General features: G+C 71.4%; 15 protein-coding genes and 2 pseudogenes. 3 read left to right on the forward strand and 14 right to left on the reverse strand.

The window, feature by feature from the left end; all coding sequences use genetic code 11:
• Window positions 1-140: 140 nt before the first annotated feature.
• From CW362_RS17540 to CW362_RS17585, 10 genes are all read right to left on the reverse strand, one after another.
• Window positions 141-2,243: a HelD family protein gene (locus CW362_RS17540; RefSeq protein WP_103550420.1), complete on the reverse strand. Its 2,103-nt coding sequence runs from the start codon at window positions 2,241-2,243 to the stop codon at window positions 141-143.
• Between the two features lie 190 nt (window positions 2,244-2,433).
• A complete protein-coding gene (locus CW362_RS17545) occupies window positions 2,434-3,090 on the reverse strand; it encodes a GNAT family N-acetyltransferase (RefSeq protein ID WP_240657844.1) in 657 nt (218 codons plus the stop codon).
• A 36-nt stretch (window positions 3,091-3,126) separates the two neighbouring features.
• Window positions 3,127-4,374, reverse strand: a complete 1,248-nt coding sequence (locus CW362_RS17550; RefSeq protein WP_103550422.1) for an RNA polymerase sigma factor — start codon at window positions 4,372-4,374, stop codon at window positions 3,127-3,129.
• Window positions 4,371-4,772: a YciI family protein gene (locus CW362_RS17555; protein WP_103550423.1), complete on the reverse strand. Its 402-nt coding sequence runs from the start codon at window positions 4,770-4,772 to the stop codon at window positions 4,371-4,373. Before CW362_RS17555 ends, CW362_RS17550 begins: the two co-directional genes overlap by 4 nt.
• A gap of 104 nt (window positions 4,773-4,876) precedes the next feature.
• Entirely contained in the window at window positions 4,877-5,245 is a 369-nt protein-coding gene (locus tag CW362_RS17560) for a VOC family protein (protein WP_103550424.1), read from the reverse strand.
• Window positions 5,246-5,485: 240 nt separating this feature from the next.
• Window positions 5,486-6,460, reverse strand: coding sequence for a CU044_5270 family protein (locus CW362_RS17565; protein ID WP_103550425.1), 975 nt, complete (start codon window positions 6,458-6,460; stop codon window positions 5,486-5,488).
• Window positions 6,453-7,070 carry an RNA polymerase sigma factor gene (locus CW362_RS17570; protein ID WP_103550426.1) on the reverse strand — a complete coding sequence of 206 codons (618 nt, stop codon included), beginning with the start codon at window positions 7,068-7,070 and terminating at the stop codon, window positions 6,453-6,455. The genes CW362_RS17565 and CW362_RS17570 overlap by 8 nt, the downstream gene beginning before the upstream one ends.
• Window positions 7,071-7,218: 148 nt before the next feature.
• Window positions 7,219-7,608: a nuclear transport factor 2-like protein gene (locus CW362_RS17575; RefSeq protein WP_103550427.1), complete on the reverse strand. Its 390-nt coding sequence runs from the start codon at window positions 7,606-7,608 to the stop codon at window positions 7,219-7,221.
• Entirely contained in the window at window positions 7,605-8,177 is a 573-nt protein-coding gene (locus tag CW362_RS17580; protein WP_103550428.1) for a MarR family winged helix-turn-helix transcriptional regulator, read from the reverse strand. Before CW362_RS17580 ends, CW362_RS17575 begins: the two co-directional genes overlap by 4 nt.
• Window positions 8,178-8,268: 91 nt before the next feature.
• A complete protein-coding gene (locus CW362_RS17585) occupies window positions 8,269-9,051 on the reverse strand; it encodes an SDR family NAD(P)-dependent oxidoreductase (protein WP_103550429.1) in 783 nt (260 codons plus the stop codon).
• A 53-nt stretch (window positions 9,052-9,104) separates the two neighbouring features.
• On the opposite strand from CW362_RS17585, the gene CW362_RS17590 reads away from it, so the two are divergent.
• The 3 genes from CW362_RS17590 (at window position 9,105) to CW362_RS45475 (ending at window position 10,524) form a co-directional block, all read left to right on the forward strand.
• Window positions 9,105-9,539 carry a MarR family winged helix-turn-helix transcriptional regulator gene (locus tag CW362_RS17590; RefSeq protein WP_240657845.1) on the forward strand — a complete coding sequence of 145 codons (435 nt, stop codon included), beginning with the start codon at window positions 9,105-9,107 and terminating at the stop codon, window positions 9,537-9,539.
• A gap of 66 nt (window positions 9,540-9,605) precedes the next feature.
• On the forward strand, window positions 9,606-9,944 hold the full coding sequence (locus tag CW362_RS17595) for a thioredoxin family protein (protein ID WP_103550430.1): 339 nt from the start codon (window positions 9,606-9,608) through the stop codon (window positions 9,942-9,944).
• Window positions 9,945-10,185: 241 nt separating this feature from the next.
• Entirely contained in the window at window positions 10,186-10,524 is a 339-nt protein-coding gene (locus CW362_RS45475; protein ID WP_103550456.1) for a nuclear transport factor 2 family protein, read from the forward strand.
• Window positions 10,525-10,581: 57 nt separating this feature from the next.
• Here CW362_RS45475 and CW362_RS44535 read toward each other — a convergent pair.
• The 4 genes and pseudogenes from CW362_RS44535 to CW362_RS17625 all read right to left on the reverse strand — a co-directional run.
• Window positions 10,582-10,980 (reverse strand): annotated as a pseudogene (locus CW362_RS44535) (ATP-binding protein); the annotation flags it as partial.
• A gap of 240 nt (window positions 10,981-11,220) precedes the next feature.
• Window positions 11,221-11,631: pseudogene (locus tag CW362_RS44540) on the reverse strand (PAS domain-containing protein); the annotation flags it as partial.
• Window positions 11,632-11,903: 272 nt separating this feature from the next.
• Window positions 11,904-12,911 carry a helix-turn-helix domain-containing protein gene (locus CW362_RS17620; protein WP_103550432.1) on the reverse strand — a complete coding sequence of 336 codons (1,008 nt, stop codon included), beginning with the start codon at window positions 12,909-12,911 and terminating at the stop codon, window positions 11,904-11,906.
• A gap of 137 nt (window positions 12,912-13,048) precedes the next feature.
• Window positions 13,049-16,645 carry a S8 family serine peptidase gene (locus CW362_RS17625; protein ID WP_240657846.1) on the reverse strand — a complete coding sequence of 1,199 codons (3,597 nt, stop codon included), beginning with the start codon at window positions 16,643-16,645 and terminating at the stop codon, window positions 13,049-13,051.

A 16,645-nucleotide genomic window follows, 5' to 3' on the forward strand; every position in this document is an offset into this window, starting at 1 on the left:
AGGGCTTCGCGTCCGGACGCGTGGCGGTCATGCCCGCGGGCATCCTGCCGCGCGGGGTCCGCGGGGACCGGCGTCGGTGAGCCGGCAACGGCCAGGGCAGCCCGGGAGGCCGGTGCACGGCCTCCGGAGCCCGTGAAGCGTCACGGAACGGGCTGCGGCGCCGGACGCACGGCGATCGTGCACAGTCTCTTGGTGGCGCGCGTGAGGGCGACGTACAGGTCGCGCTCGCCGCTGGGGCGGGCCGCGGCGATCTCCTCCGGGGCGACGATGAGGACCTCGTCGAACTCCAGGCCGCGGGCCTCGGAGGCCGGTACGAGGCGCGCCCACCCGGCGACACCCGCGGACGCCAGCTCCTCGACCCGGCCGTCCGCGCAGATCACGGCGAGCAGTTCACCCGGGTGGGCCTCGGCCTGAGCCTGGAGTTCCCCGGCCACGGTGGCGGCGATCGTGTGCGGGGCCGTGGTGAGCCGACGCGGCGGCTCACCACGGCGGATCGACCGGCTCGGCGTCTGCCCGGGTGCGATCCGCGACAGCAGGCCGTGGGTGGTCGCCAGGATCTCCTGCGTCGTGCGGTAGCTGACGGTGAGTGTGTGCAGGGCGAACCGGCTGCCGAGGTGCGGGCCCAGCGCCTGGGACCAGTCGTCGGCCACCGTCAGGGCGCCCGCCTGGGCGAAGTCGCCCACCAGCGTCATCGACCTGGCCGGACAGCGACGCATCACCATCCGCCACTGCATGGCGGTCAGTTCCTGGGCCTCGTCGACCACGACGTGCCCGTACGACTGCTCGGGCGGCCCGTCCACCAGGGCTGCCGCCTCGTCCAGCAGGGGCAGATCGGCATCGGTCCACGGGGCTTCGGAGGGACGCACCAGCCGGGCACGCTCGTCGCCGGTGAGCGACGCCAGGTGCCTGGTCATCGCGCGCGCGTCCGCCAGCAGGGTCCGTACGAGCCCTTCGGGCGTCAGCCGCGGCCAGAGGGATTCCACCGCGCGGTCGACATGGGCGTCGCCCATGAGGTTCGCCCGGACGGTCTCGGCGTCGAACACCTCGGCCGGGTTCGCGGCCGGAGCGTCGTCGAGGCCGAGGGCCCGCAGGTCGGCCGCGGCCGCGGCGTCGAGGTTCATGCCCGTGCTCGCGGCGACCTCGGCGTCGATGTGTTCGAGGGTCTCGACGGCGCCGCGCTCCAGGGCGCCCGTGACCGTGCCGATCAGGTGCTCCTTGAACACCTCCCGGGCGGGGTTGTGCGCCAGGCCGCTCGCCGTCGCGGCCTCCCGCGCCGCGGCGACGTCCACGCTCTCCAGGTGGACCCGCTCCTGCCCGACGCGCACCGTGAAACCGCTGCCGGGCGCCTGCCGGGAGCGCACCAGGTCCGCGAGCGCCTCGGCCAGCGCGTAACTCCCCTTGAGGCGCGCGACGTCGAACGGCTCCGGGGCCGCGGGCAGCACCCCGGCCAGCTCCTCGCAGGTCGCGAGGAGCACATCGTTCTCCCCCAGGGAGGGGAGCACCTGGGACACGTAGTCGAGGAACCGGGCGTTGGGCCCGAGCACCAGCACGCCCCGCGCGGCGACGCCCGGGAACGCGTACAGCACGTAGGCCGCCCGGTGCAGCGCGACCACGGTCTTGCCCGTACCGGGGCCGCCCTGCACCACCGTGACACCGCGGTGCGGGGACCGGACGATCGCGTCCTGTTCCGCCTGTAGCGTCGCCACCGCCGAGCGCATCCGCCCCGTGCGCCGCGCCTCCAGCGCCTCGGTCAGGGGACCGTCGCCGACGACGTCGTCGGTCGCGGCCTCGGATCCGTCCAGGAGCTCGTCGCTCACCGTACGTACGGCGCGGTCCTCCACGCGAAGATGACGGCGCCGCCGCAGCCCCATCGGGTGGACGGCGGTCGCCTCGTAGAAGGGCCGCGCCGCGTCCGCCCGCCAGTCGACGAGCAGCGGCACGTCGTGGTCGTCCACGTGCAGCCCGACCCGTCCGATGTGCAGGGCGGTTCCGTCCGCACCGTCGATCCGGCCGAACGCCAGCCCCTCCTCGGCTCCCTCCAGCCGGCGAAGACCACGTGCCAGTCGCTCCGCGGCGACATCGCGTTCGTACACCTCGCCCGCGCTGTCGGCCGACGACCTCAGCACATCCGCCAACTGTGCCCGTACGTCCGCCAATCGCTCGTCGAGCAGCCCGTACATGGCGGCCACGTGGACCTGCTCCGCCTCGATCTGTCCTGCGGCACCCTCATGGAACTGCGGCAACAGCGGCCCTTCCCTCGACTCGGCCCTCCACTGTGCAGCGAGATCTCCCCGAAAGTAAGGCTTGACTTACTTGTCCGGGTGGATCTCCTCGCGGCGGGGGCCACTCGGCCCACAGTCTCCCGTGCGCCCGACACGACCGCACCTCCGCTCGGGAAGCCCCACGGACCTCGCGGGATCCGGACGGAACGGCCTACGTCTCCGTCGGCCCCGCGGCGCGCCGGAGGCTGACGAAGGCCGTGCGGGTGCGCCAGCCGAGGGACTCGTACAGCGCGCGCCCCTGGGCCGTCGCGCCGAGGACGGCACGCGTGGCGCCCGAGGCCAGGGCCTGTCGCTGGAGCGCCCGCATGACGACGGAGCCGAGGCCACGGCGCCGGTGGGCCGGTGCGGTGAGGATCTGGTCCGCCACCGCCACCTCCCCCGCCACGCCCATCTGCCCGCGCGCGGCGAGCGCTCCGTCGGGAGCCGTGACCAGCGCGCGGACGACGTCGCCCCGAGTCCAGACGCGCAGCGCGTAGCCGGACGGAAGCGCGCCGGGCGCGACCGGCGCCAGCTCGAGGGACATCAGGAACGCCGCCTCGTCGGACACCCACTCCGGTCCGAGCCACGCGCCGACCCGCGCCTGCGGCGCCTCGCACGGCTCGGGCGGAAAGACCTTGAGCCACCACCCCTCCCCCCGTGCCTGCGCGGCGGCCTCGCGTACGCGCGCCTCGTTCGCGTCGACGACCACGTGCCGCGCCACCTGCGCCGGCTGCCCGACGTCGACGGTCCAGCCCCACGGCCGCGCCACGGGATCGGACGCCCCCCGCGACACCACCCAGCCGGAGACCCAGTCCTCCACGACAGGCACGTATGTAAGTGATGAAATAGGCATGGATCTATTACATCAGCGAGCCGGGGCACGCGCCAGGCCCAGCCGGGCGGCCCTGGTCGTGAGGTAGCGCTGCTCGGGGATGCTGGTGGTGAGGGCTGCCGCCTCGCGGTAGTGGTACAGGGCCCGCACCGGGTCTCCGGCCATCTCCAGCAGGTGGGCCCGCACCGCGTGCGTCCGGTGATGACCCTCGAGGGGGCTGCGGTCCCGCGCGTCGAGCCGGTCGAGCAGCGCCAGGGCGGCGGCCGGACCGTCGACCATCGCGAGGGCGACCGCCCGGTTGAGGGTGACCAGCGGACTGGCCGTCACGTGCTCGAGCAGCTCGTACAGGCCGTGGATCTGCGGCCAGTCGGTGTCCTCGGCACGGGCCGCGCCGTCGTGGACGGCCGCGATGGCGGCCTGCAACCGGTATTCGCCGGGAGGTCCCCTGTGGGCGAACGTGCCGTTGAGGAGCGTGGCGCCTTCCCGGATCAGGCGGCGGTTCCAGCGCGTGCGGTCCTGCTCGGCCAGGGGGATCAGCTCACCGTGCGGGCCGGTGCGTGCGGGCCGGCGGGCCTCGGTCAGCAGCATCAGGGCCAGCAGACCGGCCACCTCGCCCTCGGCCGGCAGGATCCGGTGCAGTTGACGGGCCAGCCGGACGGCCTCTCCCGACAGGTCCGCGCGGTGCAGCAGCGGACCCGCGGAGGCGGTGTAGCCCTCGTTGAACAGCAGGTACAGCACGTGCAGTACGGAGCGAAGCCGCGCCGACCGGTCCGGTGCGCCCGGCACCGGCACCTCGAACACCACCGACGACGCCTTCAGGCGCTGCTTGGCCCGGCTGATGCGCTGCGCCATCGTCGCCTCGGGCACCAGGTAGGCGGCCGCGATCTCGGCGGTCGTCAGTCCGCCGACCGCCCGCAGGGTCAGGGCGATCGCAGAGGCGGGTGTGAGTGCGGGATGGCAGCACATGAACAGCAGCGCCAGGGTGTCGTCGCCGGCCGGCCCCTCGGCCGGGGCCGGCTCCCGTGCCACTCGTTCCTCGCGCTGCCGTCGCGCCGCCTCGCTGCGCACCTGGTCCGTGTGGCGGCGCGTGGCGGTCAGCAGCAGCCAGCCGCGCGGATTCTCCGGTATCCCGTGGACGGGCCAGTGCCGGGCGGCGGCGATCAGCGCTTCCTGTACCGCGTCCTCACACGCGTCGAAGTCCCCCTGCCGCCGGGCGAGCAGGCCGAGGACCTGCGGCGCCAGCGAGCGCAGCAGGTCCTCGACACCGGGTCCGCCGGTCACAGGTCGAAGGCGACGGCGTCCATCACCCGGCGCACCTCGACCGGTTGCCGCGTCGGAACGCCGCCGGGGCCGGGCACCGCCGAGATCCGGGCCGCGATCTCCAGGGCGCGGGCCTCGGACTCCACGTCGACGACGTTGAACCCGGCCAGCACTTCCTTGGACTCCGGGAACGGCCCGTCGGTCACCACGGGTGCGGCAGCGCCGTCCGAGCGCACGATCCTGGCCAGCCGCGGGTCGGCCAGCCCCGTGAACTGCACCATCTCGCCACTCGCGACCAACTCCTCGGTCAGCGCCGCGTAGTAGTCGAAGTGCGCCGCGATGTCCCCGGGGGCCCACTCGTCCATGGGCTGCTCGAACTCTCCACCGTCGTGGTTGACCATCAGCAGGAACTTCGGCACGTGAACTCCTTGATCGTCGGCGCGCCCAGTGTGACGCACTCGCCCTATGAACGGAGTCGCCGAGCCGCTCTCTACATCGCCCGGAAAAATGTCCCGGACCGATGTCACCGGGCCGGGATCGGCTGGGTGAGGTTCACCGGGTTGCCGTCGGGGTCCTTGATGTGGGCGACGCGTTGCCCCCAGGCCATGTCGTTGGGGCCGCCGTGGACCGAGCCGCCCAGCGCCGCCACCCGGCCGAGCGTCTCGTCGACGTCGTCGACACCGATGCTGAGCACGATCCGCGGTGCCGCCCCCGTCTCCGCCTCCGCCTTGGCCACCAGCCCGAGGTCGGTGTCGCCGATGCGCAGGCCGCGGTAGAAGACCGGGCCTTCCGCCGGTACCCGGAAGATCTCCTCGGCGCCGAACAATTGCGTGTAGAAGCCGAGCAGGACGTCCTGGTCGGCAGTGATGATCACTGGCTGGATGGTGGACATGGCTCTCCTGTCGGGAACGGTCGTGTCACCGGGTAGACCGTCGGAGAACGGTGAACTCATCGGCGGAACCACTTCCGCCGGACGATCCACGGCACGGGCTGCCGTCCACGACCGGCACGAGCCCCGGGAAAGAGGTCGTGCCCCCGCCGTGGAAGTGCCCTCCTGGTCCGGGATCCCGGACCAGGAGGGCACTTCCACGCTTCCGTACCGACGACGACCGCACCCGAACGGGACAGCGGGCTACGGGCGCTGCTTCATCCGGTCGACGATCGCCCAGTCCACCACGTGTGACAGCTGGATGTACGTCTTGTCGCCGGACGCCGAGGTCCGTTCGTCGCGGAAGCCCAGGAATTCATAGGACTTCGGGTCGAAGATGAGGTACTTGCCCTTACCGAACGGGCTCTTGGGGCAGGAGATCCCCACCCCGGTCCGCCCGGCGGAGTCCTTCACTCCCGGGACCGCCTCGACACCGGGCACCAGGGCCAGCGCCTTGTACGCGGCGGGACGCAGCCCCTCAGGCAGCACCGGCCACTTCAGGAGCTCACCGAGCATGAAGTAGGCGTCGAACCAGTCCTGCGCGGTGAAGTCGCTCGTCGACCTGCTGGACGATCCGACGTCGGTGATGACCGGAATGAGTTTCTCCGGGTCGGTGGGCAACTCCTTCAGCTCGCTCCACTTCCGGGGCGGCCACACGCCCTCGCCCTTCTTCATGGGCGCTTCCCAGATCACCCGGCCGAGTTCCATGGTCAAGGAGCGCTTGGAGCCGTCCACCGAGTCCCAGTTCACGTCCTCGTAGGTCTTGACCGCGCCGGTCCCGCGTTCCGTCTCCTTGATGATCCGCTTCGAGTAGATGAACTGGTCGTCGCGCGGTGCCACGGGCCTCTCGTTCCTGCCCGTCCGCGCCGCCGCCCCGTTCAGCACGGTCACGGCGCTGACGTTGCCCATCCTCGGGCTCGCCGTGCCCGGTGCGCGGCCGGAACGGCCTCCTCCGTCGCCGCCCTCGGTGACCAGTACCGCCGTTCCGGTGACCGCCACGGCGACCACCGCGGCGGTCGCGAGCCGGAGCACGTGGCGACGGCCGGGCGCCGCGTCGGAGTGCCGCTGCGCGCGCGCAATCGTGTTGAGCAGCCGGTGGCGGGCCTCCGCCCGGGCCGGGTCGGTGAGCGGGGCGGCGTCCGCGTCCCAGTCCCGCAGAAGTTCGAGTTCGTCAGTCATGGCCGGGTACCTCTCGCAGTGTCGTGGGATCGGATCCGCCCAACGCTTCGCGCAACTTGCCTCGCGCCCGGTGCAACCGTGATCTGACCGTGCCGACGGGGACGCCGAGGGCCTGGGCCACCTCCTCGTAGCCGAGACCGCCCCACGCCACCAGCAGCAGCACGTCCCGGTGCCGTGCGGACAGTGCGGCCAGTCCCGCCGCCAGCTCGCGGCGTACGGCCTGTGCCCCCACCCGGGCCGCGGCACGGTCGGCCAGCGGCTCCTCGTGATCGGCCGGAGCCGGGATGCGGGCCATGGCCCTGAAACGGCGCCCTTCGGCCCGCCGGTGCCGGCCGACCAGATTGGTCGCTATGCCGAACAGCCAGGGCCGGGCGCCGTCACCCGTGGCCCGCGAGGGGTCGTACCGGTGCCGCTGCTGAAAAGCGGTGGTGAAGGTCTCCGCCATGAGGTCGTCGGCCGGCTCGCCACCGAGCCTGCGGGCCAGATAGCGGTGCACCTCATCCGCGTACCGGTCGAAGAGCACGGCGAACGCTTCGGGTGCGTCCCGGGACCGCGCAATCACCGAGGCATCGCTCTCCGCCCCCGTGCGGACGCCTGGTTCGACGGTCATCGGGGCTCCTCTCGTTCAAGGGAACATGCTTCGAAGGCTTGGGCTTTCACTCCTCCTTCGCCGCTCGCCCCCGGTGAGTTCCCTCGGCCCCCTCGTCGCCGGAACGTGCCCGGCCGCAGGGCTCCGGCGGACCGGGCCGTGGTCGGTGTCAGGACGGGGTGACCGCCCGCATGACGGCGTGCCAGGGAGTGGCGTCGAAGATGAGGCGGATGGTGTCGATCCGGCCGTCGGTGAGGTGAAAGTGCTCGGCCGTGCGCTGGGTCCCGACGGCCGGGACCGAGGTGTGGACGTCGTAGAGCAGGGTGGCCTCGCTCTCGCCGTACAGTTCGCTGACCAGATCGACGCCGCTCACGATCCCCAGGAAGGCGTCCAGCCCGCCGAGATGGCCGTGCGGGCTGTCGGAGGTCAGCAAGGGGCTCTGGAAGCGGAAGGGCTCGGCGAGGGTTCGAACGGCGGCGGGGACGTCGCCGCGGAACCGGGCCTGGTGGTAGGCGCGGACGGCGGCGCGTGTCGTGGTCGAGGTCGTGGTCCTCGTCATGCGGGGGTGATCCCTTCGGCTGCGGCGAGGTGGGCGGCGATGCGCTGCTGGTTCTGCACGAGGCGCAGGCACAGGTGGCGGAGCTGGTGGAGTTCGGTGTCGGTGAATCCGTGGAACAGCGCCGCCATCGCCCTTTGCGTCGGCGCCCGGAACTCCTCCAGCCACGTCAGACCGGCCGGGGTGATGCGGGCGAGGACGGACCGGCGGTCCGCGGGGTCGGGGTCGCGTCGTACGAGTCCCTGGCTTTCGAGCGTGTCGACCAGGCCGGTGGCGTTGCGGGCCGTCATGCCCGCGGAGCGCGCGAGGTCGCCGAGGTGCGCGCCGGCCTCCCCGAGGGTGCGCAGCCGGATCAGGACGTCGACGGCTCCGGCGCTGAGGCCACGGCCTTCCGAGCCGTGTGCGCGAAGCCGTTCGACGGACCTGTGCGCGGCACGCGCGGCGGCCGCCGCCTCCAGGCGGAGGATGTCGTCCCCTGCCGCGAACTCGGCCATCGACGCGCGGACTTGGGGGTCGTGGAGCAGCCCGTCCGCGTCACGGGCGAGCTCGTCCGAATTAGTTACGTGCTTCATAATGAAGTACTACCGAACCTTGTCAGGTTCAGTCAAGGCGGGGACTTTCCGGGGCTCCGGCGGCCCGCCGCACGACGGCAGGGATGCGCCGTCACGCCGCCCGGTCCTCGATCCAGGCCACCACGCGGCCCCGCGCGTGGGCGTCGAGGGCCTGCTCATGGGGCTGTGCGCGCTCGAACCGGTGGAAGTACGCGCCGCGCACACCGGCCAGCTCGGAGTCGAGGGCCACCCGAAGGACCGCCAGTGCCCCGTCGTCGAGCGTCGAGACGACGGGGAATCCTCCCTCGAGGACCATGGGGGTGGGCATCTCCCGTGCCGGGTGGACGACGTTCACCGGAACACCGCCCCGCGCCAGCTCGATCGCGGACATCACCAGCGCGACCTTGCTGCGGCAGTAGGCCTGGATCCCGGCGTAGTCGCGCTCGTGGTTCAGATCGTCCAGGTCGAGCGGCAACTGCCCCATGCTGCCCACCTGCACGATCCGCCCCGCGGGGGTCAGCGCGCCGGACAGCTCCCGGGCGATCAGGTGCGGCGTGATCGCGTTCACCGCCATCCGCAGCTCGACCCCCGCGGCATTGGTCTCCCTGAGGGTGGGGTCGGCTCCGCCGCCGACCGCGGCGTTGTTCACCACGAGGTCCAACCGGCCCTCCCCGGCGACGGTGCGGCACATCCGCCGGACCGCCACGTGGTCGGACAGGTCACACTCGACGACCAGCGGCTCGGGCGCCCCCATCACCCCCGCGGCCGCCACCACGTCGTGCGCTCGCGCCGCGGTGCGCACGGGCAGCACCAGCCTCCAGCCACGCCGCGCCAGGTCCAGCGCGATCTCGCGCCCGAGCCCGGAGGCGGCGCCTGTCACCAAAGCAGTATTCATACCTTGAACACTATCAAGAGCTTGATGTCGCTCAAGGGCCGTAAGCTGAGCACATGGCACTGACGGTGGGCGAACGGCTCGGGTACGACATCAAGGCCACGGAGATCGCGTTCATGACGGCGAAGACCGAGGCCCTGCGGTCAATGGGCCTCACGGTGGCCCAGTACGCCGCCCTGTTGGCACTTCGCGACAACCCCGGGATCAGCGGTGCGGGCATCGCCAGGGCGTGCCTGGTCACCCCTCAGGCGTCGGCGGCCACGCTGAAGACCCTGGAGGCCAAAGGCCTGGTCGTACGCGAGCAGGACGACTGGAACCGCAACAGCCGGCCCAACCGGCTCTCCGACGAGGGACAGCGCCTGATCGGCCTCGCGGACTCCGCCGCCGGCGCGGTCGAACAGCGCATGTACGACGCCCTCGCCCCGGCGGACCGCGACACGCTGCGACGCCTCCTCGGCCAGTGCCGCGCCGCGATCGCGGCGAACCCCTGACCAGGTGACCTCACCGCACGGGGGAGGATGGGCAGGGAACGACGGAACGCGAGGTCAGGAGCCTTCATGGTGAAGCGGGTCCACCGACCCCGTGAGGACGCGGAGTTCGACTTCGTCCTCAGGATGAGCGCGGTCCCGGTCCTCGCGTACTTCACCGGGACCTGGCCCAAGGCCGTCGAGCCCTGCCGGGCGATGGACCTCGTCGTGGGCGCCGTCGCCGACGAGTACGCCGGCCGCCTGACGGCCGTCCGCACCGACATCACGCGCTGTCCGGACACGACCAAGCTCTACGGGATCACCGGAGCCCCGTCCTGCGTCCTGCTGAAGGACGGAGAGGCGGTGGCACACACCACGGGGCCCATGACCACCGCCGAGGTACGGAAGCTGCTGGACGACCACCTCTGAGCGGCCGGACGGAGCGGCGATGCAGGGGCTCCCCTACCGACTGCGGCAGATCTCCGGGGCGGAATCGATGACGGCATCGGGAAACGGACCGGGCACGCATGCCGCGAGGAGGCCTGTCTCGGTGCGCGCGGCCAGGTCATCGCGCGGTACCGTGCGGTGCAGCCGCAGCAGCGGAGGCTCGACGGATTCGGCGACTGCGGCGCACCTGGCGCACCGTCCGGCTCCGACCGAGGGACATCGAATGGATGACACTCCGGCACACGTCGTCGAGGCGGCGTTCCGCCACTATCGGTCGCAGGATCGCGAAGCGGCTCTCCCCCTCTACGCCGACGACTTCACCTTCACCAGCCCGCAGGACGACCACATCGACAAGGCGGCCTTCTTCGAACGGTGCTTCCCCACCGCCGACCGGCTCACGGAGCAGCGACTGCTGCACGTGACCCCCGCGGATCAAGAAGTCGTCTTCGCCCACTATGAATACGAGCTCACCACGGGCGAACGTCATCGCAATGTCGAGGCGATCACGGTGCGCGACGGGCTGATCCGGGAGGTACAGGTCTTCTTCGGCGGCAAGGTCTGACCCTGCCGCGGGCCGAGGGGCCACGGTAGCGCTTCGGTGCCCGGCCGTGGTGAGGGCGGGGACGACCTGTTCGGTCCAGATGGTCTTTCTCCGGGCGGAGTAGCGGGTGCCCCACCGGCGGGCGATCCGGGCGATCAGGAAGAGACCACGGCCGCCTTCGTCGGTCTCGTAGGCGTACCGCAGATGAGGGGCGGTGCTGCTGCCGTCACTGACCTCGCAGATCAGCCCGCGATCGCGGATGAGGCGAAGGTCGACGGGCCCGGTTCCGTGGCGTATGGCGTTGGTGACAAGCTCGCTGACGATCAGTTCGGTGGAGAAGTCCAGGTCGTCCAGGCCCCAGTCGGCGAGTTGCCGGCGGCTCATGGCGCGGGCGCGAGTGACGACCGCCGGGTCCGGTGGGAGGGTCCAGGCCGCCACCCGGTCCGCGGACAGCACCCGCGTGCGGACCAACAGCAGAAGGAAACCCTCGTCATCGACGAGTTCACCGGCACGGATGAACGTGTCGCAGCTGTCCGCCAGGGCACGACGCGGATCACTGCTCAAGATCTGACGCAGGACCTGGGCCGCAGATGACGGGCCGGCGCTCCCGGCCGCTGCCGGAGCGGTGGTGCGGACGTCGAGCGTGGTGCCGATCCGGGCACCTGCCTCCATCAGGAGGTCCAGGCGTGCCCGGGCTCGGTCCCCCTCGGTCACGTCCTGGGAAGCCACGAGAGCCCCGACAGCGCGGTCGGCCGAGTCCCTGAGGGGCAGCAGGGTCACGGAGTAGACGTGCTCGTGGGCCGGATCGGCGGGAGGGCGACCGCTGTGCAGGAAGCTCAGGGGCTTGCCGCTCTCGACCACATGGCGGAGCTTTTGCTCGATCCCTTCGTCGACCAGGCCTGGCGCGACGTCGTGGATATGCCGGCCGACATCCTCCTGCCCTATGGCACCGCGGACTCCCGGGCCGGAGAGATTCAGTCGCAGCAGCCTCAGGTCCCCGTCGACGACCTGGACACCCAGGTGGGCGGAACACGGCCGCGCGCTCATGGGGCGAGTGCCGCCAGAGATCTTGTCATGGCCCGCGCCTCCGGTCAGGACGGCAGAGACACTCCTGTTCGCCCACAGCATCCGTCATCCGGCAATCGGCGTCCCTTCCCGGGGTCGACGGCCCCCGCACCACGGTGCTGACGAGCGAGATGAAGCAGGCAGCGCTGAACGGTGCACTCACGTCGCCTGCCGCGGCTGCCGCAGAACCGCCTCCGAGGGCAGACCGTCGCCGCACGCCACCCCTTGCCGAAGCTTCCTCGGCTGCCGTCGACATGCCGCCTTGACCGCCTTCCGGCCGGTGCAGGACCTGGACTCCTGCACCGCCAGGTACGTTGCGGCAGACGGGTCGAGGCTCAGCGCGTCGGTCCCGGCAGTGGCTCCGCCCAGCCGTGCCGGACCGCGTGGCCGCCGAGCTGCATCCGGGTACGGACTCCGGCCATGTCCATGAGGTGGCGCAGGCGTCGATGCAGCGTGCGCGGGGACACGCCCAGCTGTGCGGCGGTCGTCTGGTCGGTCAGGCCGGCCAGCAGAAGCGCGAGAATCCTCCGGTCGAGGTCGGTAGGACCTTCCACACCGACTTCGACGGTGCTGTCGGCTTCGGTGCCGGCGCCCGACAGTTCGAGCGGGTGGGCGGTGCGCCATACCGTCTCGAACAGCGCGTCCAACGCGTCCAACAGGCCGCTGCGGTGCAGCAGTACGGCTCCCGGCTCTCCGGCCGGTGTGACAGCGAGCGGGACCAGGCCGAGGTCGGCGTCGGCCAGCACGAGCTTCATCGGCAGTCGGTCGGCGACACGCAGGAGCACGCCGTTGCGCAGGGAATCGACGGCATCGGCGATGATGCCCGGCTCTGCCAGAACGGCCCGGTCCAGCACTGCCCGGAAGTGCACGCCACGGCCGATGGCCATGGGTTCGGCCGTGTTCTCGTCGGGCGGGACGGCGAGGAAGGGCGCGGTGATGAAGGTGCGGACCTGCGTGCGGGCCGCCTGCTGCACCTGGAGGAAGCGATGGCGGATGGCGTCACGGCCCGTGACGACTTCGATCAGATCGTCGATGCTGTTCCCGGTCATCGCCGCCCGGTGTTCCTCGGCGAGGGCCACCAGCGCCTGCTCGGCCATCCGCAGCCCGTCCCGGCGCTGAGTGATGAGCGCGCCGAACGCCACGGCCGGTGGCGCGGCGGTGAACCGCTCGTCCGCCGTCCCGATCGCCAGTCCCCACTCGACCAGTCGGGACAAGGCCTTGTCGACGTGGGCCCGCGGCACGGCGAGCAGATCCGACAGGAGCGTCGCGGTGGAGGTCGGCCGTTTGACCAGCGCCCGGTAGACGCGCTCGTCATCGGGTTCGAGGCCCAGGACATCCAGCATCGGCGACCGTTCTCCTTCCGCTTGCCGCAGCGGGGAGAGTATGCGCCATGGCGGCAGACCCTGAGTAGCCCCTGCTGGGAGCGGGTGTGACGGGAAAGGCCCCGGGGATTCGCCTCCCCGGGGCCCGCCGGTACGGTTCATCGCAGACCGTACGCCCTGATGATCTCGTTCTTGACGCTGAAGCCGCGGTCCGTCCCGGTACTCGCGCGGACGGAGATGAAGCCTCCGCGCTTCTTCGCCGTCCTGAACGACCCCTTCCAGTAGCCGTCGGCGCCCTTGGCCAGGGCCACCTTCTGCCAGGTGGCGCCGTCGTCGTACGAGACATCCAGCTTCACCGTGGTGACCCTGCCCGGCACGGTGCCGAGGTCCATCGACACCGGCTTGAGCGCGATCCGCTGGGTCGCGTCGGCCCTGACGTCGCCGTGCAGGTCCGACTCCAGCTTGTAGTCCAGGTTCAGCACCGAGAACGGCTCGAAGGTGTCCGAGTCGACGGTGCCGGACATGAACGTCCACTCGGTGTGGGTGCGCGTCGACAGCCGGAAGACGTCACCGGGCCGCTCCGCGTCGAGGACGGCGCGGTAGGGCAGGTTGCCCGCCGGCACCTCCTCCCACTGCATGTCTCCGCTGACCGGGTTGTCGTGGATCAGCGTGTCGCCCTGGAAGACCTGCAGGTGGGACGGCGTCTCACCCCACGGGAGGTAGCCGCCCAGCCGCATGGTGTCGCTCGCGGAGGCCCACGCCTGCACGTTCCAGGTCATGTAGTTCTGCCAGCGGGAGTTGTACACACCGAAGGATTCGCTCTGGCCTGGCCGGGTCGCCGGGGCGAACCAGTCCAGACGGGTGGTGCTGCCCTTGGCGTACGTGTTGTCGCCGGACACCATCGACCACGGCAGGGCACCGTCGACACCCTGCGTGTGGAACTCCCTCCAGTCCTGGCCCGGAGTCACCCATTCGGTGCGGGTGCCCGGGTGCCATTCGCTCTCGGGGAGGTTGAACGACGGGCTGAGGGTGAAGTCGGACCGGTAGCCTTCCGCCGCCCCACCGTCCGTGGCCGAGTAGTAGCGGGCGTCGATCCGCGCGAGGTCGCCCTTGGCCGGCTTGTAGACCAGGGCCCGGTCCGGCACCCGGCCGCGGTAGTCCCGGGTGAGGTCGTAGACGAACGGCGTGTACTCGGTCTGCTTCACGGTCAGCTCGAAGACGCCGGCCTTGGCCATCGAGACGAGGGTCCTGCCCGCGTCGCGGTGCACGCTGGCGACCGGGATGGCCGACTCGCCGACGTACTCCATCAGAGCACCGGCACCGTCGTTGACCACGATCAGCGCCTTGGCGCCGGCCGCGACCGCGGCCTCGGTGCGCTCCTGCGGCGAGACCTCGTCGCTGCGGTCGACGACGACGATCTTGCCCTTGGCCCTGACCTTCTCGTACGCGGCCGCCGCACCATCGCCGGCGTAGACGACACCCAGCGTGTTCGTGGTGGTTCCCAGGGCACTGCCCGCCTGCACCAGTGTGTCGAACCGGAGCCGGTCACCCGACGTGCTCAGGCTGAGCAACGGTTCGCCCTTGCGCCAGTGGGTGGTCAGGATGAAATCGCCCTGCTTCATCGACTCCGTCGGCGCGACGTAGACGTCGTCGTACATCGGCGGCAGCACGTACGCGCTGCGGTAGTCCAGGTACGGGTCGAAGCCCTTGTAGTGGACGTTGAAGTCGACCTTGCGCTGGCGGTCCTCGGTGCGCTGCGGCGCCTCGGTCCGCAGCAGACGTGCCTTGCTCGCGTCCAGCACCACGTCCGCCGGGCCGTCCTCGAGAACGGTCTCCGGGTCGACCAGCACGGCCAGACCCGAACGGTCCGCCTTCTCGCCGGCCACGTCGAGGTACCCCGCGACGGTGTACAGGCCGGGCGCCATGCGCATGGTGGTCGAGCCGTCGACGTAGACGTTCCACGGCCAGGCGTCGCCGGCCAGGTTGATGCCGACCCAGCCGGAGGCGGGCTTGCCGTCCCGGCCGACCAGCTTGATGTTCAGGTCGTAGCGCTCCTCCTCCTTGAGCAGCGCCACGGACGTGCGGGTCACCGGCTTCCCGGTGGCCTCGTCGGTGCCTGTCACGTAGCCGACGTGCCGGCCTGCCGAGGCGCCTTGTGGGTCACCGGTCACCGGGACGGCGGCGGTACCGCCCGCCGGGACGGTCACCTCGGTGGCTCCGAGCGTGAACGGGCCACCGCCGTCGGTCAGCGCCAGCCTGAGCGTGACGTCGGCGGAGCCGGTGTTGGTGTAGGTCAGGTCCTTGGTGACGGCGGTGTCGCTCGGCTCGTGCGGCCACGTGTAGTTGCCGAAGAAGAGCGATCCGGTGCCGTGGACCGTGGTGCGCACGGCGGCGGCCACGTCGACACGGCCGGTACCGACCTCGTACGGCGAGTACCCGTCGTCCAAGCCCTTCGCGGTGCTCATCAGGTGTTCCTTGAGCTGCGCGCCGGTCCAGTCCGGGTGCTGCTGGGCCAGGATCGCCGCAGCACCGACCACGTGCGGGGTGGCCATCGAGGTGCCGCTGAGCGTGCGGTAGGGGCCCTCGCCACCGTCGGTCATGTCCTGTGAGCGGGCCGCGGTGATGTCCACGCCGGGTGCCGCGATGTCCGGCTTCATGCCGCCGGAGTAGGCCAGCGGGCCGGTGCTGGAGAAGGAAGCGAGCCGGTCCTGTTTGTCGGTGGCTGCAACAGTCAGCGCCGAGGCGGCCGCGCCCGGGGCGGAGATGCTCTCCGGACCCGCGTTGCCGGCGGCGATGACGAACAGTGTGCCGTACTGCTCGGACAGCGTGTCGACCGTCTGCGACATCGGGTCGCTTCCGTCCGTCGGGTAGGAGTCGCCGAGACTCATGTTGACGACGTCCGCACCGGACTCGGCCGCCCACTGCATGCCGGCCATGACCCAGGAATCCTGGCCGTAGCCCTCCGCGCCGCCGAGCACCTTGCCGACGAACAGGTCGGCGCCGGGGGCGACGCCCTTGTAGTCGCCCGCGGAGGCGGCGCCGGAGCCGACGATCGTGCCGGCCACATGCGTGCCGTGGCCGTTGATGTCGGTGACGCCCTCACCCGGCACGAAGCTGGTCGTGCCGTCGATCGCGCCGGCGAGGTCTGGGTGGTTGACGTCGATGCCGGTGTCGAGCACCGCGACCTTGACGCCCTTGCCGGTGTAGCCGTCCTTCCATGCCTCGGGCGCGCCGATCAGCGGCACGCTCTCTTTCAGACTCGCCTTCACCCGGCCGTCGAGCCACAGTTTCGAGACGCCCGCGCCCAACTTCGCGCCGCCCTGCGGCGCGACGGTGGTCCAGAAGGTGCGGGCGTGCCGCTTCTCGGTGCTCAGCGCGGCACCGCGGATGCCCTTGAGCCTACGGGTCAGCTTGCTGCCGCGCGGGGCCACCGGCTCGGCGGCGGTGCGGGACTTCGACGCGGCGTACGCCGCGATCAGCGGCACCGTGGCCGACTTCGCGTCGTCGTAGCCCATCTCGATCAGGTCGGTGACGTTGAACAACCGCCGGTCCAGCTTCTTCGTGCCCAGCAGCGGAGCCGCCTCGTCCGGGATGACGAACAGATCGCCCTTGACCTCCTGGATCTTCACGCCCCCGACGGCGCTGTCCGGACGGTTTACGGCGGCGGTCTGCTTGCCGTCGGCCATCGTGGTGACGGTGACGACGTCGCCGGTGACCAGGGTGACCTTGTGGGTCGCCGAGGGCTTGGCGGGCAC

This window comes from Streptomyces populi, assembly GCF_002911015.1.
GTDB classification, from domain to species: domain Bacteria; phylum Actinomycetota; class Actinomycetes; order Streptomycetales; family Streptomycetaceae; genus Streptomyces; species Streptomyces populi.